Source organism: Streptomyces incarnatus (genome assembly GCF_001027185.1).
Taxonomy (GTDB): Bacteria; Actinomycetota; Actinomycetes; order Streptomycetales; family Streptomycetaceae; genus Streptomyces; species Streptomyces puniciscabiei.
In genome coordinates, this window is sequence record NZ_CP011497.1 from 7,677,114 (window position 1) to 7,697,750 (window position 20,637).

16 protein-coding genes are annotated in these 20,637 nt (G+C 72.7%); 11 read left to right on the top strand and 5 right to left on the bottom strand.

From position 1 onward, the window contains the following. The first annotated feature begins 51 nt into the window (after positions 1-51). The 3 genes from ABB07_RS34960 (at position 52) to ABB07_RS34975 (ending at position 2,743) form a co-directional block, all read left to right on the top strand. Positions 52-507 (top strand): STAS domain-containing protein, encoded by a 456-nt coding sequence (locus ABB07_RS34960; RefSeq protein WP_244189613.1) that lies wholly within the window; start codon positions 52-54, stop codon positions 505-507. 124 nt (positions 508-631) lie between these two features. Further along, positions 632-2,176, top strand: coding sequence for an ANTAR domain-containing protein (locus tag ABB07_RS34965; protein WP_244189614.1), 1,545 nt, complete (start codon positions 632-634; stop codon positions 2,174-2,176). Between the two features lie 114 nt (positions 2,177-2,290). Beyond that, positions 2,291-2,743, top strand: coding sequence for an RpiB/LacA/LacB family sugar-phosphate isomerase (locus tag ABB07_RS34975; protein ID WP_208902464.1), 453 nt, complete (start codon positions 2,291-2,293; stop codon positions 2,741-2,743). 81 nt (positions 2,744-2,824) lie between these two features. Here ABB07_RS34975 and ABB07_RS34980 read toward each other — a convergent pair whose 3' ends face one another. Next, on the bottom strand, positions 2,825-3,190 hold the full coding sequence (locus ABB07_RS34980; RefSeq protein ID WP_244189615.1) for a DUF6479 family protein: 366 nt from the start codon (positions 3,188-3,190) through the stop codon (positions 2,825-2,827). Positions 3,191-3,398: 208 nt separating this feature from the next. Here ABB07_RS34980 and ABB07_RS34985 point away from each other — a divergent pair, with 208 nt between their 5' ends. From ABB07_RS34985 to ABB07_RS35015, 7 genes are all read left to right on the top strand, one after another. Further along, complete coding sequence (locus ABB07_RS34985) at positions 3,399-3,770, top strand: four-helix bundle copper-binding protein (RefSeq protein ID WP_208902465.1); 372 nt, start codon at positions 3,399-3,401, stop codon at positions 3,768-3,770. Between the two features lie 116 nt (positions 3,771-3,886). Then, positions 3,887-5,065, top strand: coding sequence for an acyl-CoA dehydrogenase family protein (locus ABB07_RS34990; RefSeq protein WP_208902466.1), 1,179 nt, complete (start codon positions 3,887-3,889; stop codon positions 5,063-5,065). Between the two features lie 9 nt (positions 5,066-5,074). Next, on the top strand, positions 5,075-5,914 hold the full coding sequence (locus ABB07_RS34995; RefSeq protein WP_208902467.1) for an oxygenase MpaB family protein: 840 nt from the start codon (positions 5,075-5,077) through the stop codon (positions 5,912-5,914). A 118-nt stretch (positions 5,915-6,032) separates the two neighbouring features. Continuing rightward, entirely contained in the window at positions 6,033-8,258 is a 2,226-nt protein-coding gene (locus tag ABB07_RS35000; protein ID WP_208902468.1) for a serine/threonine-protein kinase, read from the top strand. Positions 8,259-8,425: 167 nt separating this feature from the next. Further along, positions 8,426-9,991: a phytoene desaturase family protein gene (locus ABB07_RS35005; protein WP_208902469.1), complete on the top strand. Its 1,566-nt coding sequence runs from the start codon at positions 8,426-8,428 to the stop codon at positions 9,989-9,991. Between the two features lie 77 nt (positions 9,992-10,068). Then, positions 10,069-11,178 carry an NAD(P)H-dependent flavin oxidoreductase gene (locus ABB07_RS35010; RefSeq protein ID WP_208902470.1) on the top strand — a complete coding sequence of 370 codons (1,110 nt, stop codon included), beginning with the start codon at positions 10,069-10,071 and terminating at the stop codon, positions 11,176-11,178. Continuing rightward, positions 11,175-12,728: an acyl-CoA synthetase gene (locus tag ABB07_RS35015; protein WP_208902471.1), complete on the top strand. Its 1,554-nt coding sequence runs from the start codon at positions 11,175-11,177 to the stop codon at positions 12,726-12,728. The genes ABB07_RS35010 and ABB07_RS35015 overlap by 4 nt, the downstream gene beginning before the upstream one ends. Positions 12,729-12,770: 42 nt before the next feature. Here the strand turns inward: ABB07_RS35015 and ABB07_RS35020 are convergent, their stop codons facing one another. The 3 genes from ABB07_RS35020 to ABB07_RS35030 all read right to left on the bottom strand — a co-directional run bounded on the left by ABB07_RS35020 (position 12,771) and on the right by ABB07_RS35030 (position 18,262). After that, on the bottom strand, positions 12,771-15,680 hold the full coding sequence (locus ABB07_RS35020; protein WP_208902472.1) for an ATP-binding protein: 2,910 nt from the start codon (positions 15,678-15,680) through the stop codon (positions 12,771-12,773). 175 nt (positions 15,681-15,855) lie between these two features. Then, the gene (locus ABB07_RS35025; RefSeq protein WP_279617432.1) at positions 15,856-16,773 is read right to left on the bottom strand and encodes a (-)-alpha-amorphene synthase; all 918 of its coding nucleotides are present in this window, start codon (positions 16,771-16,773) and stop codon (positions 15,856-15,858) included. A gap of 73 nt (positions 16,774-16,846) precedes the next feature. Beyond that, positions 16,847-18,262, bottom strand: coding sequence for a cytochrome P450 (locus ABB07_RS35030; protein WP_208902474.1), 1,416 nt, complete (start codon positions 18,260-18,262; stop codon positions 16,847-16,849). Between the two features lie 230 nt (positions 18,263-18,492). On the opposite strand from ABB07_RS35030, the gene ABB07_RS35035 reads away from it, so the two are divergent. Beyond that, complete coding sequence (locus ABB07_RS35035; RefSeq protein WP_208902475.1) at positions 18,493-19,989, top strand: acyl-CoA synthetase; 1,497 nt, start codon at positions 18,493-18,495, stop codon at positions 19,987-19,989. Between the two features lie 21 nt (positions 19,990-20,010). Here the strand turns inward: ABB07_RS35035 and ABB07_RS35040 are convergent, their stop codons facing one another. After that, positions 20,011-20,574, bottom strand: a complete 564-nt coding sequence (locus ABB07_RS35040; protein ID WP_208902476.1) for a CGNR zinc finger domain-containing protein — start codon at positions 20,572-20,574, stop codon at positions 20,011-20,013. Positions 20,575-20,637 lie beyond the last annotated feature (63 nt).

Consider the following 20,637-nt stretch of genomic DNA (forward strand, 5'->3'; position numbering starts at 1 on the left):
ACTCCCCGGTCAAGACGCGGCTGGCTGATCCTTCCCCATCCAGGAAGCCCGATGTCCATGGAAAAAGGTCAGCTGTCCCGTGCCCGGGGCCGCCCCGGCGGCCCGGCGCCGCTGCTCCTGCAGACCGTGCACGAGCACCGGCCCGAGGCCGGCGCCGTCAGCGTCCTGAAGGCGCGGGGCACCGTCGACGCCACCAACGCCGTGGAGTTCTCCGAGACCCTCGCCGAGCACATCGCCCACGCCGACCGGGCCGGGGAACACGCCGTACTCGACATGACGGAGGTGTACCTCGCCTGCGCGGCCGCGGTGCGAGCCGTGGACCGGGCCACCGGGGTCCTGGCCTTCTCCGGCCGCGCCCTGCCCGTCGTACAGCCCCGTCCGCATGTGCGGGAGGCGCTGCGCGCCGCGGGACTGCCGGGCGTGCGGGTGCACGCCACCATGGCGTCCGCCCTGAACTCCCTTCAGGCCCGCAGACGGGCCGGCCCCCGGCCCGGCGGCACCGCTTGAGGAGCACACCGGCCCGTCCCCTCCGGCGCGGTGGCCGGGGCGGCCGGCGGCCGGTCCCGTACCGTGCGGCGTGGTCAGGAAGAGGCCGCCCGAGTTCGTCGCACCGTCATGCCCGGGTGATGCCATGACCCCCCCTTCGTCCTCCGACCCGTCCGCCGCCCCGGCACCGCTCGTCATCGAGTCGTCCGTCGTCGAGGGGCTGCCCGCCGAGGCGGCGCTGCTGCTGCGCATGTCCGGCAGCCTCGACGCCGCGGGCGCCCAGGCCTGGTCGGCCCAGCTGCGGGGCCACCTCGAACAGGCGGACCGCGCGGGGCTGAGGCCCGTCCTGGACATGGCCCACGTGCAGCTCGGCGGCGCCGCCGTGCTGCACACGCTCAGCGAGGCGACCCGGGCGCGCACCGGACACCCGGACCTGATCATCGTCCGCGCCCGGCCGGGGGTGCGCGAGGCGGTGCACCTCGCCCGCCTGGACGGGGTCCGGCTGTTCGCCACGCTCGACGAGGCCATGCGGGAGCTGGCCCGGGCCGCCTCCCGGGTGGAGGAACTGCCCGCCTGGCGGTCGCAGATGGCGGATCCGCTGCGGCCCAGCTACGAGGATCTGCGCAAGGAGGTCCGCGCCCTGCGTGCCCGGGTGCGCACCGCCCCGGTCATCGGCATGGCACAGGGGGTGCTGATGGTCCGCTACGGCCTCCCGGACTCCGGCACCGCCTTCCGGGCGCTGCGCGAGGCCTCCCAGCGGTTCAACGTGCCGTTGCGCGTCCTCGTCTCCGCCGTGGTCGTGGCCCGGCCACCGGACGGCGAGGTGTGGTTCCCGGGCCGCCGTTCCCTGCCCGTGCCGCAGCTGCGGATCCTGGCCCGCGACGGCCGCGACCCCCGCTACCGGCGGCAGATGATCGACGCCGTGCTGCACGAGGCGCTGGCCATCGGGCGGGCGCCGGCCGGCTATGTGCGGTGCGTGGACCCTGCCGTGCACGCGCTGATGCTGGAGACCCACTACGGCTGCGCGGACACGTTTCTCGACCTGCTCGTGCGCGGCCGGGACGAGGGCACGGCCGACGCGCTCGCCCGGCTGCGCGGACACCGGGTGAGCGTGCCCGACGTGGCCGCCGACACGCTGCTCTCCGAGGAGGCCCGGCGCGCCCTGCTCAGCACGGGCGCCGGTGCCCTGCAGAGCGTCCCCGTCCTCTCCGCGGCCGGCTCCTGCACCGGCGTGATCACCCTGCACTGGCCCGAGGCGGGGCACCGCCCGACCGCCGCCCAGGCCGAGGCGCTCGGTCTGCTGGCCTCCGACACGGCGGCCTGGCTGAGCTGGTACCACCGCTCGGTGCTCCTCGACGCCCTCGAACACCTCCACCGGACGGTGACCGGCTCCGCCGGGCCCGCCGTGCCCGCCGAGGACGCCGGGGGTGACCCGTGGCGTCCCGGGAACCCGGACGCCGTAGACGCCACGCAGCACCTGGAGGGAGTCCGGCGCATGTCCAATCCACAGCAGCCCGAACAGCGGCGCAGTGACAAGGGAGCCGCCACCCCGCAGGACAGCGGCCGGACGAAGGCCCGGCAGGGAGCCGAGCGCGCCGCGGGCGGCCGTCCGCACGGCTCGGACGAGGGGAAGAAGGGCGGCGGCAAGGGCGGAGGAGTACCTCCGGAACAGCGGCCCGATCACCCTTGACCGGGCACCCTCGACCGCAAGGATCATCGTAGACCGCAAGGATCACCGTAAGGATCAGAGCGCGGGCGCAGTGCCGGGGGACTCGCCTTCCCATGGCGCACTACTCTCACCCGTATGCGCATCGCCGTCTCCTCCGACATGGACGAACCCGTGGCCCGTCTCCTCCTCGACGAGCTGAGGAGGCGCGGCCACGACGTCCGCGCGCACGGCGCGCTGCGCCCCGGCGCCGACGCGCAGTGGGCGGCGTGCTCCGAGGCGGCCGCGCGGGACGTCGCGGAGGGGACCGCCGATCAGGCCGTGGTGTGCTGCTGGACCGGCACGGGGGCGTCCATCGCGGCCAACAAGGTGCCCGGCGTGCGCGCCGCGCTGTGCACGGACGCCGTCACCGCGGACGGCGCGCGCCGCTGGAACGACGCCAACGTCCTCGCGCTGAGTCTGCGCCTGACCTCCGAACCCCTGCTGAAGGAGATCCTGGACGCCTGGTTCGCCGGCGAGCCCAGCCAGGACCCCGAGGACCGGCAGAACGTGGCCCGCGTCGGCCGCCTGGACGCCGCCCGGGGTTCCTAGGGGGCGGCGTACGGCGGTCCGGCGCGGGCCGGGCCTGCTGGGGTTGGGTTGCGGGACGTTCGGCCGTGCCGGGGCCGGGGCTCAGTGGGCGCCGAGTCCGCCGCCGCCGAACGAGCCGCTGGAACCCCGGCTCCAGCGCGGACGCTCCTTCGAGGCGCTCGGCTTGGAGTCCTGGTTCCTCAGGTCGTACGGGGTGAGCGGGCGGCCGCCCTTGGGGGTCTGGGGGACCTCCTCGTATTCCCTGTTCTGCCGCACCTCGCGCACCGGGCCGTCCGGCGGCAGTGTGGGCTGTTCCTCGGGCCGGGGCCGGGGGGACTCGCGGTACCTGACGCGGGACGTCATCCAGAAGCCGCCGGCGAGCAGCGCCAGGACGCCCATGGCCACGATGAACAGGACAAGGCTCATCAGGCCGCTCGCTGCGGCCAGCTGCATCGATGCGGTGTTCATAGGACAGGAATACCCCGCACAGAACCGGACGAACCGGACGCTATGCGTGACCGGCGGCCGACGGACGGCGACCCACCTTCCGCTGCACGGCGACGCGCCTCCCGCCGTACGGCGGCCTCCCGCTGCCGGTCCGCCCCGGGCAGGTCCGGGGCGCCGATCCGGTCCCGCGCAGTGGTTTGCGGCCCTGTGCCCCGGCTACCCGCACCGTGTGACATCGCCGACTTCTCAGCAGCTCTACCGGTTCCTGGAGGACCGCTTCGCCTGTGCCCAGGCGTGCACGGAGTGCGCCCGGGCCTGTGCGGTGCGCGCGAGCCTGGTCGACCCGGACGGCACCGAGCGCCATGAGCGGGTGCGCAGGCTGGGCATCATGTGCGCCGAGGTGTGTGACGCCACGTGCCACGTGCTGTGCGAGGAGAGCCGGCAGGACGAGGACGAGATCCGGGTCCGGCTGGAGTGGTGCCGCTCGGTCTGCCTGGAGTGCGCCCGCACCTTCGACGAGCAGCCCGGCGCCGAGTCGGCGGCGGCCACCTGCCGTACCTGCGCCGACGCCTGCTCCGAGTTCCTGCGAAGCCTCGCCTGACCTGCCTCGCCCGATCTGGGCCCGGCGGAATTCCCCCGGGCGCGTCATTCCCTATTTCTGAAACACGTTCTACGGTGTGCGCCGTCAGGACCACCCTTGGGGAGCCTGGAGGCGCCGTGCACCTCGACCACACGCCCGAGCAGCAGCGACTGCGCGCCGAACTGCGCGCCTACTTCGCCGAGCTGGTCCCGGACCACGCCTATGCCCGGTACGCCGACCCGGTGGCCCAGAAACGGTTCTACCGGGACACCATCCGCCGGCTCGGCACGGACGGCTGGCTCGGCGTCGGCTGGCCGAAGGAGTACGGCGGACGCGGCATGACCGCGATGGAGCAGTTCATCTTCTTCGACGAGGCCGCGCAGGCCGGCGTACCGCTGCCGCTGATGGCGCTGAACACGGTCGGCCCGACGCTGATGCGGTACGGCACCGAGGAACAGAAGGCGTACTTCCTGCCGCGCATCCTCTCCGGCGAGATCGACTTCGCGATCGGCTACAGCGAGCCCGACGCCGGCACCGACCTCGCCTCCCTGAAGACCAGGGCCGTACGCGACGGCGATCAGTATGTCGTCAACGGGCAGAAGATCTGGACGACCAACGGCGACACCGCCGACTGGGTGTGGCTGGCCGTCCGCACCGACCCCGCCGCGCCGCCGCACAAGGGCATCACCATGCTGCTGGTGCCGACCTCCGACCCGGGCTACTCCTGCACGGTCATCACCACGCTCGCCTCGCACGACACCACCGCGAGCTACTACGAGAACGTCCGCGTCCCCGTCTCCCGCCGCGTCGGCGAGGAGAACCAGGGCTGGCGGCTGATCACCAACCAGCTCAACCACGAACGCGTCACCCTCGCCGCGCACGGCACCATGGCCGTCCGCGCCCTGTACGACGTGCAGCGCTGGGCCATGGAGACCAAGCTCGCCGACGGCCGCCGGGTCGCCGACCTGCCCTGGGTGCGCCGGCTGCTCGCCCGCACCCACACCCGGCTCGACGCGCTGAAGCTGCTCAACTGGCAGATGGTCGGCGCCGTCGAGGACGGCACGCTCACCCCTCAGGACGCCTCCGCCGTCAAGGTCTACGGCTCCGAGGCCCGCCGGGACGCCTACGCCTGGCTCATGGAGATCGTCGCCGCCGCCGGCCCGCTCAAAGAGGGCTCGGCGGGCGCGGTCCTCCACGGCGAACTGGAGCGCGGCTACCGCTCGGCGGTCATCTTCACCTTCGGCGGCGGCAACAACGAGATCCAGCGCGAGATCATCTCGTGGATCGGCCTGGGGATGCCCCGGGTGCGGCGCTAGCCTGCGGGCATGGGCGACCCCGGGCTGTTCACGCCGCACTCCGTGACCTGGCAGATGCACGGCGACCCGATGATGTGGGTCGCCGGCGTCCGCGCGCTCTACCTCCAGGCGCTGCACCCCCGCGCCGTACGCGGCGTCCTGCAGAACTCCGACTTCCGGCGCGACGCCTGGGGCCGGCTGATGCGCACCGTGAACTTCGTCGGGACGACGACGTACGGCACCACCGAGGCCGCCGAGCGGGCCGGTGCCCGGGTGCGGAAGATCCACCGCACGCTGACGGCGACCGATCCGCAGACCGGCGAGCGGTACGGCGTCGACGAGCCCGGGCTGCTGCTCTGGGTGCACTGCGCGGAGATCGACTCCTATCTGCACGTGCTGCGGCGCTCCGGCTTCCCGCTCACCGACGCCCAGGCCGACCGGTACATAGCCGAACACCGGGTCAGCGCCCGCCTGGTGGGCCTGGAGCCGGAGACCGTACCGGCGAGCCGGGCCGAACTCGCCGCGTACTTCGAGACGGTGCGGCCGCAACTGGCGGCGGGACCCGAGGCACGCGAGGTGGACGACTTCCTCCTCCGGCCGCCGACGCATCCCCTTCTCATCCCGGCGCGCGAGGTGCTGTGGCGGCGCGTGGCCCAACTGGCGTACGCCGCTCTGCCGCCGTACGCCCATGAGCTGTACGGCAGACCGGCCCCCGCACCCACCGTCGTCACCCGCCGGCTGCGGGCCACGGGCGCGCTGCTGCGGGGCATTCCCGCACGTCTGCGCTGGCAGCTGCCGCCCAAACACATCCTGCGGGCCATGGCGCGGCTCGGACCCGGGGCGCGTCCGGCACCGTACAAAGTCGGGTGATAGACCGCCATACTGGACGAGCAGGGGGGTGTGGCGCGGATCGGGCCGGTGCGTGGGGCGCGGCTCCGGGCCTGCCTCCTGGCGGCGGGGCGGACGGCGACGGGGGCGGCGGATCGCTATGGGGGAGAACAGGCTGGTTCAGGGCCGGTACCGGCTGCTCGACCTGATCGGGCGGGGCGGCATGGGCGAGGTGTGGCGGGCCCGGGACGAGTCCCTGGGCCGGCAGGTCGCGGTCAAGTGCCTCAAGCCGCTCGGCCCGTACCACGACCCGTCCCTCGCCCGGGTCCTGCGCGAGCGCTTCCGCCGCGAGGCCCGGCTGGCCGCCGGCCTGTCGCACCGCGGGGTGACCGTCGTCCACGACTTCGGCGAGTCCGACGGGGTCCCGTATCTGGTGATGGAACTCCTCGAAGGCCGCGATCTGAGCCGGCTGCTGCAGGACAACAAGGGCCATCCGCTGCCGGTGGACGACCTGGCGGACATCGCCGCGCAGGTCGCCGCCGCTCTCGCCTACACCCATCGACAGGGCATAGTCCACCGCGACCTGAAACCGGCCAACATCGTCCGGCTCACCGACGGCACGGTGAAGATCTGCGACTTCGGCATCGCGCGCCTCGGCCACGACATCGGCTTCACCGCCCGGCTGACCGGCACCGGGGTCGCGCTGGGCACCCCGCAGTACATGTCTCCGGAACAGATCGGCGGCGATGCGGTGGACCGGCGCAGCGACCTGTACTCGCTGGGCTGCGTGCTGTACGAAATCGCCACCGGCGCACCGCCGTTCGACCTGGAGGACGCCTGGGCGATCCTCATCGGCCACCGCGACACCCCGCCCCGGCCGCCGCGCGAGGTGCGCCCGGACCTGCCCGGCCACCTCGAGCGGATCATCCTCGACCTGCTGGCCAAACGGCCCGAGGAACGGCCGTGCGACGCGGGGGAGTTGGCCCGTCGGCTCCAGCATCCACGCGGGGTGGCCACCGCTGTCCCGGCCATGGAGATCCCGCAGGTGACCGGTGCGGCCCGCCTGCCGTCCTGGACGTGCGGCATGACCACCGGCCACAAGGCGATGGGTGCCGGACTCGGTGCCCTGCCGCCGGACCCGGGGGCGGCCCTGTCGGGACGATGGAAGGTGACCCGGCGGGACACGCCCCCAGCGGGCGCGGGGCCGTACCCGACAGGCGACTCCCGTCGCGAAGGAAATTCCCCCGGGTTAGCGCCAAGCCGAGAACGTGGGGGAGCGAGCAGCCACAACGGACTGCAGGACGCACGACGGCCCGTACCGCCCCTCCCCGGCGAGTGTCCGGCACTACCCGCGGAGCGCACAGGCCCCGACCACCCCGAGGCCCTGGCCGGCCGCTACGAGGCCGCCTTCGCGCTCGTCCGCGCCGGCCGGGTCGCCGAGGCACTGGCCGCCTACACGGATCTCGCGGCGGCCCGGGCCCGTGTCCTCGGCCCCGACCACCCCGACACGCTCGCCGCCCGCCAGGAGACCGCCTATGCGCTGGGCCGGCTGGGCCGTCACTTCGAGGCCCATCAGGTGTACGCGGAGGTGCTGGCCGCCCGGGTGCGCGTCATGGGCCCCGACCACCCCGACACCCTGCGCTGCCGCCACAACCTGGCCTGCACCCTCGGCCGGCTCGGCCGCCTGGACGACGCCTGCCGCACGGCCCGGGAGGTGGCCGCGGCCCGGGCCCGGGTGCTCGGCCCCGACCACCCCGACACCCTCGTCTCGCGCTGCGAACTGGCCTACGCCCAGGGCCAGTCGGGCCACTGGGAGGAGGCGCTGCGCACCTACCGCGAGGTCGCCGGGGCCAGAGCACGCGTCCTCGGTGCCGACCACGCCGACACCCTCGCCGCCCGCTACGAGACCGCCCTCAGCCTCGGCCGCCTCGGCCGCAGCGCGGACGCCCTGTGTGTGTACCGCGAGCTGGTCGTGGACCGCACCCGCGTCCAGGGCCCGCACCACCCCGAGACCCTGCGCGCCCGGCACGGCCTCGGGGTCAACCTCGGCCGGCTGGGCCACTGGGCGGAGGCCCTCGCCGAGGCCCGGGACGTCTGCCTGCTCCGCGAGCAGGTCCTCGGGCCCGCCCACCCCGACACGCTCGTCAGCCGGCGCGAGATCGCGGTCGCCCTCGGCTGGCTCGGTCGCTGGGCCGAGGCCCTCGCCGAGTACCGGCGGATCGCCGCCACCCGCGAACAACTCCTCGGCGCCGACCACCCCGACACCCTCGCCGCGCGCGGCGACGAGGCCCACTGCCTGGAGCGCCTCGGCCGGGGCACCGAGGCCGGCGAGCTGTACCGCAGGGTCGCGGTGGTCCGCCGACGGCAGGCCTCCGGCGGAGCCTGACGGAGACCGGGTGCGGCGGCTGCCTGATCAAGGGCGCGTGAGGGTGGGGGCGCCGAATCAAGGTGGGGGTGCCGAATCAAGGGTGGGGCGGGGCAGGCCGCGGCCACCCGGGCCACGGGCAGGGCACACCTCTGGCCGCAATGGATCATCCCGTGTTACGAAGAACCATGCCTGCCAACGAGCACACCCGCACCTACGACGCCGTCATCGTCGGCGGTGGACACAACGGCCTGGTCGCCGCCGCCTATCTGGCCCGGGCCGGCCGCTCGGTGCTGGTGCTGGAGCGGCTGGACCACACCGGCGGCGCCGCGATCTCCACGCGCCCGTTCGCCGGTGTCGACGCCCGCCTGTCGCGCTACTCCTACCTGGTCAGCCTGCTGCCCCGGAAGATCGTGCGCGACCTCGCCCTCGACTTCCGGGTCCGTACCCGCACCATCTCCTCGTACACCCCCGTGGAGCGCGGCGGACGCCCCACCGGACTGCTCGTCGGCGGCGGGGAGCAGCGCACCCGGGAGGCCTTCGCCCGGCTGACCGGCGGCGAGCGCGAGTACCAGGCCTGGCAGCGCTTCTACGGCATGACCACGCGCGTCGCCGAACGCGTCTTCCCGACCCTCACCGAGCCGCTGCCCACCCGCGACGAACTGCGCCGCCGCGTCGACGACGAGACGGCCTGGCGAGCCCTGTTCGAGGAGCCGATCGGGGTCGCCGTCGAGGAGAACTTCGGGGACGACCTGGTTCGGGGCGTGGTCCTGACCGACGCCCTGATCGGCACCTTCGCCGACGCCCACGACCCCTCCCTCGCCCAGAACCGCTGCTTCCTCTACCACGTCATCGGCGGCGGCACCGGCGCCTGGGACGTGCCCGTCGGCGGCATGGGCGCCCTCACCGACGCCCTGGCCGCCGCGGCCCGCTCGGCGGGCGCGGTCATCGTGACCGGCCACGAGGCGGTCCGCATCGCCACCGACGGACACACCGCCGAGGTCACCTACCGCACGGCCGACGGCGAGGGCGTCGCCGCCGCCCGGCACGTCCTGGTGACCGCCTCTCCGCAGGAGCTGGCCGGCCTGACGGGCGACCCCTCGCCCGAGCCCGCCGAGGGCGCCCAGCTCAAGGTCAACATGCTGCTCACCCGGCTGCCCAGGCTGCGCGACCCGGCCGTCGACCCGCGCGAGGCCTTCGTCGGCACCTTCCACATCGCCGAGGGCTACCGGCAGCTCGCCACCGCCCACGCCCAGGCCGCCGCCGGTGAACTGCCCGCCGTGCCGCCCTCGGAGATCTACTGCCACTCCCTGACCGACCCCACCATCCTCGGCCCCGAGCTCGCCGGGTGCGGCTACCAGACCCTCACCCTGTTCGGCCTGCACACCCCCGCCCGGCTCTTCGACCGGGACAACGACGCCGTACGCGAGGAGCTGCTGAAGTCCACCCTCGCCCAGCTCGACGCCCACCTCGCCGAACCCCTCGCCGACTGCCTGGCCACCGACGCCGACGGCCGCCCCTGCATCGAGGCCAAGACCCCGCTCGACCTCGAACGCGACCTGCGGCTGCCCGGCGGCAACATCTTCCACCGCGCCCTGTCCTGGCCCTACGCCCAGGAGGGGACGGGCCGTTGGGGAGTGGAGACCCGGCACGCGAACGTCCTGCTGTGCGGGGCGGGCGCGGTGCGCGGGGGAGGGGTGAGCGGGGTGCCGGGGCACAACGCGGCGATGGCGGTGCTGGAGGCCGCCTCGTGAGGCGCCGCCCGAAAAGAATCTGACGGAACGTCAGAAAGCCTCTTCCGTCGTCCGGCCCGCTGCGGCATCCTGCGCCCATGCAGACGGAGCTGAGCAGGAAACTGGGAGTCGAGCACGCCGTCTTCGGCTTCACGCCGTTCCCCGCCGTCGCCGCGGCCATCAGCCGGGCCGGCGGCTTCGGCGTGCTCGGCGCGGTCCGCTACACCGCCCCCGACGACCTCAAGCGCGACCTCGACTGGCTCGACGAGCACGCCGGCGGCCGGCCCTACGGGCTGGACGTCGTCATGCCCGCGAAGAAGGTCGAGGGCGTGACCGAGGCGGACGTCGAGGCGATGATCCCCGAGGGGCACCGGCAGTTCGTGCGGGACACCCTCGCCAAGTACGGCGTCGCCGAACTGGCCGAGGGCGAGGCGTCCGGCTGGCGCATCACCGGATGGATGGAGCAGGTCGCCCGCGGCCAGCTCGACGTCGCCTTCGACTACCCGATCAAGTTGCTCGCCAACGCCCTCGGCTCGCCGCCCCCCGACGTCGTCGCCCGCGCCCACGACCGGGGCGTGCTGGTCGCCGCGCTCGCCGGCAGCGCCCGGCACGCCCGCAAGCATCAGCAGGCGGGCATCGACATCGTCGTCGCGCAGGGCTACGAGGCCGGCGGCCACACCGGCGAGATCGCCACCATGGTGCTCACCCCCGAGATCGTGGACGCCGTCGACCCGCTGCCCGTCCTGGCCGCGGGCGGCATCGGCAGCGGGCAACAGGTGGCTGCCGCACTCACCCTCGGCGCGCAGGGCGTCTGGCTGGGCTCCCTATGGCTGACCACCACAGAAGCCGACCTGCACTCGCCCGCCCTGACCCGCAAGCTGCTCGCCGCCGGGTCCGGCGACACCGTCCGCTCCCGTGCCCTCACCGGCAAACCCGCACGCCAGCTGCGTACCGAGTGGACCGACGCCTGGGACGACCCGGCCGGTCCCGGCACCCTGCCCATGCCGCTGCAGGGGCTGCTGGTGGCCGAGGCGGTGTCCCGGATCCAGAAGTACGAGGTCGAACCGCTGCTCGGCACCCCGGTCGGGCAGATCGTCGGCCGGATGAGCAGCGAACGCAGCGTCCAGGCCGTCTTCGACGACCTCACCCGCGGCTTCGAGAAGGCCGTGGACCGCATCAACCGCATCGCCGGAAGGAGCGGCACGTGACCAGCACGCCCCCCGCCGGATTCTGGGCCCAGGCCACCGGCGACCCCGAACGCACGGTGCTCATCGCCCCCGACGGCGAGGAGTGGACCGCCGGCCGGCTGCACGGCGCCGCCAACCGGCTCGTCCACGGCCTGCGCGCGGCCGGCCTGGAGCGCGGCGACGCCTTCGCCGTCGTCCTCCCCAACGGCGTCGAGTTCCTCACCGCCTACCTGGCCGCCACCCAGGCCGGCCTCTACCTGGTCCCGGTCAACCACCACCTGGTCGGCCCCGAGATCGCCTGGATCGTCGCCGACTCCGGCGCCAAGGTGCTCGTCGCCCACGAGCGGTTCGGCGACGCGGCGCGCCGGGCCGCCGACGAGGCCGGGCTCCCGGACACCCACCGGTACGCGGTCGGCGCGGTCGAGGGCTTCCGCCCGTACGCCCACCTGCTGGACGGACAGCCGGAGTCCGCACCCGGTGGCCGGGAACTCGGCTGGGTGATGAACTACACCTCCGGTACGACCGGACGCCCGCGCGGCATCCGCCGCCCGCTGCCCGGCAAGGCCCCCGAGGAGGCCTACCTGGGCGGCTTCCTCGGGATCTTCGGCATCAAGCCCTTCGACGACAACGTCCACCTGGTCTGCTCGCCGCTGTACCACACGGCGGTCCTGCAGTTCGCGGGCGCGTCCCTGCACATCGGCCACCGCCTGGTCCTGATGGACAGGTGGACCCCGGAGGAGATGCTGCGCCTGATCGACACCCACCGGTGCACGCACACCCACATGGTCCCCACCCAGTTCCACCGGCTCCTCGCCCTCCCCGACGAGGTGAGGGCCCGCTACGACGTCTCGTCCCTGCGGCACGCCATCCACGGCGCCGCCCCCTGCCCGGACCACGTGAAGCGGGCCATGATCGACTGGTGGGGCCACTGCGTGGAGGAGTACTACGCGGCCAGCGAGGGCGGCGGCGCCTTCGCCACCGCCGAGGACTGGCTGAAGAAGCCCGGCACCGTCGGCAAGGCCTGGCCCATCAGCGAACTGGCGGTCTTCGACGACGACGGCAACCGGCTTCCCGCAGGGCGACTCGGCACCGTCTACATGAAGATGAGCACCGGCGGCTTCTCGTACCACAAGGACGAGGACAAGACCCGCAAGAACCGCATCGGCGACTTCTTCACCGTCGGCGACCTCGGCTACCTGGACGAGGACGGCTACCTCTTCCTCCGCGACCGCAAGATCGACATGATCATCTCCGGCGGGGTCAACATCTACCCGGCCGAGATCGAGTCCGTGCTGCTCTCCCACCCGGCCGTCGCCGACGCCGCCGCCTTCGGCATCCCGCACGACGACTGGGGCGAGGAGGTCAAGGCGGTCGTCGAACCGGCCCCCGGGCACGAACCGGGCCCAGCCCTCGCCGCCGCCCTCCTCGCCCACTGCGCCGAACGGCTCGCCGGCTACAAGCGGCCCAAGAGCGTCGACTTCATCACCGAGATGCCCCGCGACCCCAACGGCAAGCTGTACAAGCGGCGGTTGCGGGAGCCGTACTGGGAGGGGCGGGGGCGGGTGGTGTGAACCAGGCCTGTACGGACCGGCGATCCGTGGCTTCCCGCGGCCTCAGTGGCGATGGCGAGGCAGGCCCTCCAGAGCCTTGGCGAGGCCGGCGGAGTCAGTGCCCATCTTGCGGTAGACGCTGGACAGCAACTGCCGCACGCCTTGCGGAGTGAGGCGCAGTTCCTTCGCGATCTCTTCCACGGAGGAGCCCCGTACGGTCAGTTCGGCGGTCCGGCGCTCCCGTGCGGTCAGCGCGTCCGCCTGCGCGTACCGCAGCGGCAGCGGACGCATTCCGGCCGCCGAGAGCTCTTCCCGGGCCCGGGCCGCCAGTGCCTCGGCCCCGCAGTGGACGGCGCCTTCCAGCCCCTGGTAGAGCCGGTCGGCGGCCTCCTGCAGCCGCCCGTTGCGGGACAGCGCGGCGCCGTGGCCGATCTGGGCGCGGGCGAGCTCGTAGGCGGCGGGGGACTGTTCCAGGTGGTCGACGGCCTCGGCGTACAGGTCGAGTGCCGCAGGCCCGCCGGTCACCTCGGCGAGGGTGTGCAGGGCCTGGCCGATGGTGGAGGCGGCGCCGAAGTCCCGGGCGCGTTTCACGGCGTCCTGGGCGTGGCCGACCGCCTCGTCCGGGGCGGTCGGGGCGAGCGCGGAGGCGAGGTGGAACTGCCACGGGCACCAGGCCGGGTTCCGCCAGGCCCGCCCGTCCAGCCAGTCCCCGACCGAGGACAACAGCTCCGCCGCTTCCGCGTGCCGTCCCTCCGCCAGGAGCAGTTCCGCGTACACCGCCCGGGGATCGGGGTAGATGACGGCGTTCGGCGTCGTCTCACCGAAGTGGTGCTCGTCGGCCAGTGCGCGTGCCTCGGTGACGCGTCCCCGGGCGAGCAGGGTCTGGATGAGAATGCTGACGCCGAACAGTTGGGCCGCCACGACCCCTTCCACCTTGCCGGCGATGCGCAGGCCTTCCCGTACGAGGTCCTCGGCCTCGGCGAGACAGCCGCGGCGGTACCGGATGTACCCGGCGATGGTCTGGCCGAAGGCCAGGTGTGAGCCGTGCCAACCTTTGGCCACGCATTCGGCGATGCCCGTGCTGAACAACTCCTCGGCCCGTCGCGGCTGATCGCCGTACATGTACACCAGGGCGACCGAGAGGGGGACCTCGAAACCGCGGTTCTCGTCGGTCCAGCTCATGCCGCCGCGCAGGGCCTTCTCGGCATACGTGAGGGTGGTCTGACGGGCTTCGCCGCGCTTTACGGCGTCCCAGGCCCGCAGCCCGAGGATGTAGCGCTCCTCCAGACTGCGCCCGGGCAGCTTTTCGGCCAGACGTGCCAGTGTGCGGGAGCGGGCGGGTGAGTCGGGGTCGTCGGCGCGAACCATGCTCCAGACGAACTGATCGGCCTGCATGCGCAGCCTGACGCGCGGATTCGTGGCCTGCTTCGCCTCCTCGGCGGCCACGGTCACGGCCTCGGCGAGCTGATCGGTGTGGGCCAGAGCCGTTGTCAGCCGGTAGACGATGGCGGCGCGCAGATCGGGGTCGACGTCGGGCTCCGCCAGCGCCTGGCGGAGATACCTCACCGTGGCCGTGGGCTCGATCAGGAACGTGGCGCACGCGAGCTCGTGCAGGACCGCCGCACGGTCCTCGGGAAGCGGCGGCTCCTGCAGCGCGCGGGTCAGCAGCCGCCGGGCGGCCTCGGTCGCTCCGGCACGAAGGTACTCATGAGCGGCCTCGCGCAGACAGGCGACCGCCTCGGCGTTGCCCTCACAGGGGACCTCCAGCAGATGCCGGGCGGCGGCGGTGGGTCCGTATCCGGCCGCAAGCACGGCCTGCGCGGCGGTGTTGTGCAGACCGGCCCGGAACGCCGTGCGGATGGACCGGTAGATCGTCGTGGCGATCAGCGGGTGAACGAACTCGAGCTCGCCCTCGGGGCCGTGGCCATCGGCCAGGATCCGGGCCGCGCGCAGCTTCTGGGTCGCCTCGGCCGAGGCTTCTTCTCCGAGCACCGCGATGGTCGCGGCGAGCTGCGGTGAGAAGGGCGAACCGAGTACGGCCGCGGTGTGCGCGAAGCGAACGGTCGCCGTGTCGAGCCGTTCCAGACGATCGATCAATCCCGGTCCCTTGATCGCGGCGGCGAGTTCCCGCATCGCGGGCAGGTCGTCCTCGGTGCCGCTCAGTTTCCGCTCGGCGAGTCCGATGGCGAGTTCGACCGTTTCGAAGGGGCTTCCGCCGGTCGCGGACCAGCATTCCTTGCAGAAGCGGTCCTCGGCCGCGTCCCCCAGTTCGTTCCTGACGATCTGCGCCACGCCGTCGGCCGTGAGCAGCGCCAGGTCGTGGGGGCGGTCTCCGTGGTGTCCCACCAGCGTGCGGAGTTCGCCCGCTGCGAACGGCAGCTCGTCGGGCCGGTAGGCGACCACGATGAGCAGGGGAAGGTCCTCGACGCGTGAGGCGAAGGAGTCGAGCCAGCTGAGGGACTCGGTGTCGGCCCAGTGCAGGTCGTCCAGGAGCAGCACGACGGGTGCCTTCCGCACCGTCAGGCGTGTCATGACCCAGTCGAGTCCTTCGCGCACCCCGGTCCTGTCCGGCGCGGGACCGAGCTCCCTCGCCTCGAGACCGAGTACGGCGGCGACGATGTCGTACCAGCTGCCGAGGAAGGTGCGGAGTTCGGCCGCGTCCATCCTCGCCAGCGACGGCTGCACGAACTGGCGCACCACGCGGAACGCCGACCCCTGTTCCGTCTCCGCGCCCCGGCCCGACAGCACGGTGAATCCGTAGGCCGCGGCCCGGGCGCGTGCTTCCGTCATGAGTGCCGTCTTGCCGAGCCCGGCCGGCCCGGTGAAGCCGAGCACCCCCCGGTGCCTCGCGCGCGGCACGCCCTCCGCTGCGCGCCGCAGCTCCTGGAACGCCACGTCGAGGGCCTGAAGTTCCCGCCGACGCTCGATCAACGCTCGCTGCTCCGTGATCGGTTGCCGCGGCTCCATCGCCATGTGCGGTACCGCCTTCTGTCGTTCGGCCGGGTTGCCGAGCGTACGCTCCGTGGCGGTGGGTCAGACCGGATTGGACTCCAAGAGGTGAATCAATGGGCAGGTGGGTGGGACAATGCCCGCTCGCTGGGTAGGGGACCTGAATGGACAGGGTCCCGCCGCCGTGCGGCAGGTGCGCCTACGGCACGGCGGGCACCGTCGTCACGTCCGCGTAGCGTGGCACGGTGCGGGACCATTGGTAACACCCCTGGATCCAGCCGATCATGCCCTGCACGTAGCCGGCTCCCGCCGGGCTCAAGTCCGGTTCGATCTCTGCGTGGAGCTTCTGGAACTCCTCGATCGTCGCGTTGATCTCCTGGATGGCCAGAAGGACGGCCGCCTGCAGAGAGCACTGGTGCTCGCGCTGGTGGGCCAGAGCCAGATTGATCATTTCCCCGGCTTGCTGTTCCTTCACGGCGGAGAACAGGTCAGCCGTCCACACCGCCGCGTCGGCCGACAGCCTGCTCAGCCGCCGTACGACGGGGTGATGGAGTTCGGCGGGGGCCGGTTCACGCGGCTGGGCGGCCTCGTAGAGCGGGTAGAACGGCTCGACGCCCGCGGTCAGCGACCGAATGGCGGTGCAGTCGCGGGTCCGCAACAGGTAGGGCTGGCTCTGGGCCACGGCCTCGTACAGCAGACCGTGCACGTATTCACGGCTCTGCCAGGCCCAACGGGCGGCCTGCGCGGGTGTGCAACGTTCCCGGACCTGTCGGTGCAGGTCGGCCAGGGCCGCTCCGAGGAGGGTGCGGGGCGGTCGGCCGTCCCGCAGAATCGCGATGCCCTCGCACAGCATCGGCAGCAGCCCGCCCGGAGAGTTCCGCCCGATTTCCTCTGCCCGGTCGTCGAAGACGAATTGGTAAGCGATCTGGTTCGCCACGATCTGCAGGAGACCGGAATCCACGGCGGGACTCGTGCAGGACGCGAGCTCCGCCGGGCGAGTGCGGCTGATCATCGCCGCCACTCCCGGTTCGTCGGTCAGCCCCCACGTCCTCAGCCATGCGTCGACACCGGCCGCGGCCACCGATTCATGGGGGTTGCGCCGGAACGGGAAGGGCATATGGAGGTGACGGTCGATGAGGTCCCTGAGGGTGGAGACCGGAATTCCCCCGGGAACCCCGACCGGGAGTTCCTCATGCGTTGTCGACAACGTGGTCACCTGCCGTCCGGGAATCCGATGCGCGGGAACGGGCTTCGCAAGCCATCACCAGGGCACGCGGGCCCAGCGTGATCGCGGGGCGCGGTGGCTGTTCGACGTACCCGGGCACATGGCGCAGCCGCCGTCGGCCGGCGATGGTCGCGAGCGCCAGGGTGGCCTCCACCATGGCGAACTCGTCGCCGAGGCATTTGCGGTTGCCCGCGGAGAACGGCATCAGCGCGCGGCGCTGTGCGGCGCCGGCCCGGCCCGGCAACCAGCGGTCGGGATCGAACCGTTCGGGGTCGGGGAACGACGCGGGATCGTGGTGCAGGAGGTAGGGGCTGTACAGAACGGTGGCTCCCGCGGGCAGCCGGCACCCGGCGAGTTCCGTCTCCCTGGTGGCGACACGGGTGAAGAGCCAGCCGGGGGACGAGTGGCGCAGCGTCTCCGCGACGACGCACCGGGTCCGGACGAGGTGCGGCAGATCGTCGCGGCCGGGCCGCCGGCCGCCGGGGAGGACGGCGTCGAGCTCGGCGTGCAGGCGGCGCTCCGCCTCCGGATGACGCGCCAGCAGACTGAAGGCGTCGGCCAGGCACAGTGCCGGGGCCTCGACGCCCGTGAGCAACAGCGTGATCAGGTGATCGTGGACCTCCTGATCGGTGATCGGCGGTGCTCCCCCCTCGCCGCGCGCGGCAGCCAGCAGAGTCCCCAGCACGTCGTCGCGGTCGGGGCCGCGGCGGCGCTCCGCGATCGCCGTGTCGATGATCGCGTGCAGACGCGTCAGCGCGTGCCGGTAGCGCCGGTTGGCGGGCGTGGGGAGGCGGAAGAGGGCGTCGATCGGGACGACCGTGCGGACGAACAGGCCGCGGACGACGTCCGTGAGGCAGTCCCGCACCTCGGCGGTCGTCGTGTCGTCCAGCGAGTCGGAGAGCAGGACCCGGCTGATCACGCGGGTCGTGAGGGTCATCATCGCCTCGGTGACGGGAACCGTGCGGCCCGTCCGCCAGCCGTGGCACACCGACTCGGCCTCCTCGGTGACGAGGTCCGTGTACGCGGCGGCGTGGGAGGGGCGGAAGGCGGGCTGCAGCAGCCTGCGCTTGGCCCGGTGCGTCGGCCGGCGGCAGGTGACGAGACCGTCTCCCATCAGCTTTCCGAGCCGGTCGTACAGCGGGCCCCCCTTGTCGAAGGTGTGCGGGTCCATGAGCACCTCGTGGGTGAGCTCGGGGTGGCACACCATCCAGGCGCGCTGGGGGCCCAGTCGTATCTCGACCAGATCCCCGTGCGCGGGCAAGGAATTCAGAAAAGCCAGCGGGCGGCGGTACAAGGCGATACCGTGGCCGAGGAGTGGGAATATGCCGGGAGCAGTACCTGTCCGCCACGTGGGTTTCTGTTCGGGCACAGCACGACTCATGAATGCCTCCTGGTCAATGTCACACAGGAAATGTGTGAACTGCTACGGACTTTGCGCCCGAGACTTGTCCTGCCCAGGTTCAGCGGTACTGGGTGTCCCGAATCCTTTCTCCAAAGGGGCGCACAGAAGCACACAGATGCAAAAGTCGCATTCGGTGTACGGCCGTTGATGCCCCCTGATCACCCCTCGGTGCTTGACCTGCCTGCGCGACGGACCCAGGATCATGAGCCATGACGCAGGGACACGGCAGCACGGTCGACGGGGTGCTGCGGCGCAGTGCCCGGCGCACCCCGGCCCGCCTCGCGGTGGAGTACGGCGAGCGCCGCTGGACGTACGAGGAACTCGACGACGCCGTCTCCCGTGCGGCCTCGGTGCTGCTCACGCAGGGCCTCACGCCGGGCGACCGGGTCGGCGCCTACGGCCACAACTCCGACGCCTATCTGATCGGCTTCCTGGCCTGCGCCCGCGCGGGCCTGGTCCATGTGCCGGTCAACCAGAACCTGACCGGGGACGACCTGGCGTACCTGGTCGGCCAGTCCGGCAGCACCCTCGTCCTCGCCGACCCGGACCTCGCCGGCCGGCTCCCGGGCGGCGTACGGGTGCTGCCGCTCAGGGACACCGCGGGCTCGCTGCTCGACCGGCTGGCCGGCACACCGCCGTACGACGGGCCCGAACCCCGCACCGAGGACCTGGTGCAGCTGCTGTACACGTCCGGTACGACGGCCCTGCCCAAGGGCGCGATGATGACCCACCGGGCCCTCGTGCACGAGTACCTGAGCGCGATCACCGCCCTGGACCTGAGCGCCGGTGACCGTCCCGCGCACGCGCTGCCGCTGTACCACTCGGCGCAGATGCACGTGTTCCTGCTGCCGTACCTCGCCGTCGGCGCGACCAGCGTCATCCTGGACGCGCCCGACGGGGACCGGCTGCTCGACCTGATCGAGGCGGGCCGCGTGGACAGCCTGTTCGCGCCGCCCACGGTGTGGATCGGGCTGGCGGGCCGGCCCGACTTCGCCACCCGCGAACTCGACGGACTGCGCAAGGCCTACTACGGCGCGTCGATCATGCCCGTGCCGGTGCTTGAACGGCTGCGCGAGCGCCTGCCGCGGCTCGCCTTCTACAACTGCTTCGGGCAGAGCGAGATCGGCCCGCTGGCCACGGTCCTCGGCCCCGACGAGCACGAGGGCCGGCTGGACTCCTGCGGGCGGACCGTGCTGTTCGTGGACGCACGGGTCGTGGACGAGCAGGGCGAGGAGGTGCCCGACGGCACGCCCGGCGAGATCGTCTACCGCTCACCGCAGTTGTGCGAGGGCTACTGGGACAAGCCCGAGGAGACCGCCGAGGCCTTCCGGGACGGCTGGTTCCACTCCGGGGACCTCGCGGTGCGCGACGCCGACGGTTACTTCACGATCGTGGACCGGGTGAAGGACGTCATCAACTCCGGTGGCGTGCTGGTCGCTTCGCGGCAGGTCGAGGACGCCCTGTACACGCACGAGGCGGTCGCCGAGGCCGCCGTGATCGGCCTGCCCGACGAGCGGTGGATCGAGGCCGTCACGGCGGTCGTCGTCCGGCGCGGTGAGGTGACGGAGGAGCAGCTCATCGCGCATGTGAAGGAGAAGCTCGCACCCTTCAAGGCGCCCAAACGGGTGCTGTTCGTGGACGAGTTGCCGCGCAACGCCAGCGGGAAGATCCTCAAGCGCGAACTGCGGGACCGCTTCAGCGGATAGCCGGATAGCCGGATAGCCGGGTCAGTCGGCGGTCCTGCGGCGCAGTGCCTCCTTCTTCGCGCGGTTGCCGCAGGTGTCCATCGAGCACCAGCGCCGGGTGCCGGGGCGTGATGTGTCCAGGAAGAGCGCTCCGCACGAGGCTCCGGCGCAGTCGCGCACCCGGTGCAGCGCCGGGGAGGTGACCAGGTCCAGCGCGTCCCGGGCGACCAGGGCGAGCGTGGCGCGCACCGGGTCCCCGGCGTCCCAGGCCAGCCGGCCCGAGGAGGTGAGGGCGGGGACGGGCACCGGGTGTGCCGCGGCCTCGTTGACCCGGGCGCGTGTTGTCGCGTCCGGTGTCCGTCCGGCGCGGGCGGCGCCGATCAGCCGGTGGATCGCCTCACGCAGTTCCTGTGCCGTACGCACCAGGCCGGCCGTGGTCCGCCGGGCCTCGACGGGACAGGGGCCGCACTGCCGTACCCAGGCGGTCAGGGCTTCGGGGTCGGGCAGCTCCTCCACGGCGTCGGCCGTGCCCCGGTGACGCAGGGTCCGGAGGAAGTCCAGGCACGGGCGGCCCGCGCCCTGGCGGAAGCGAATCGTCGTCGGCACAGCCTCACCCTACGGGAGAACCGGTTTGACTGGTACCGTGCGGGAACCGTTCTAACCGGTTCT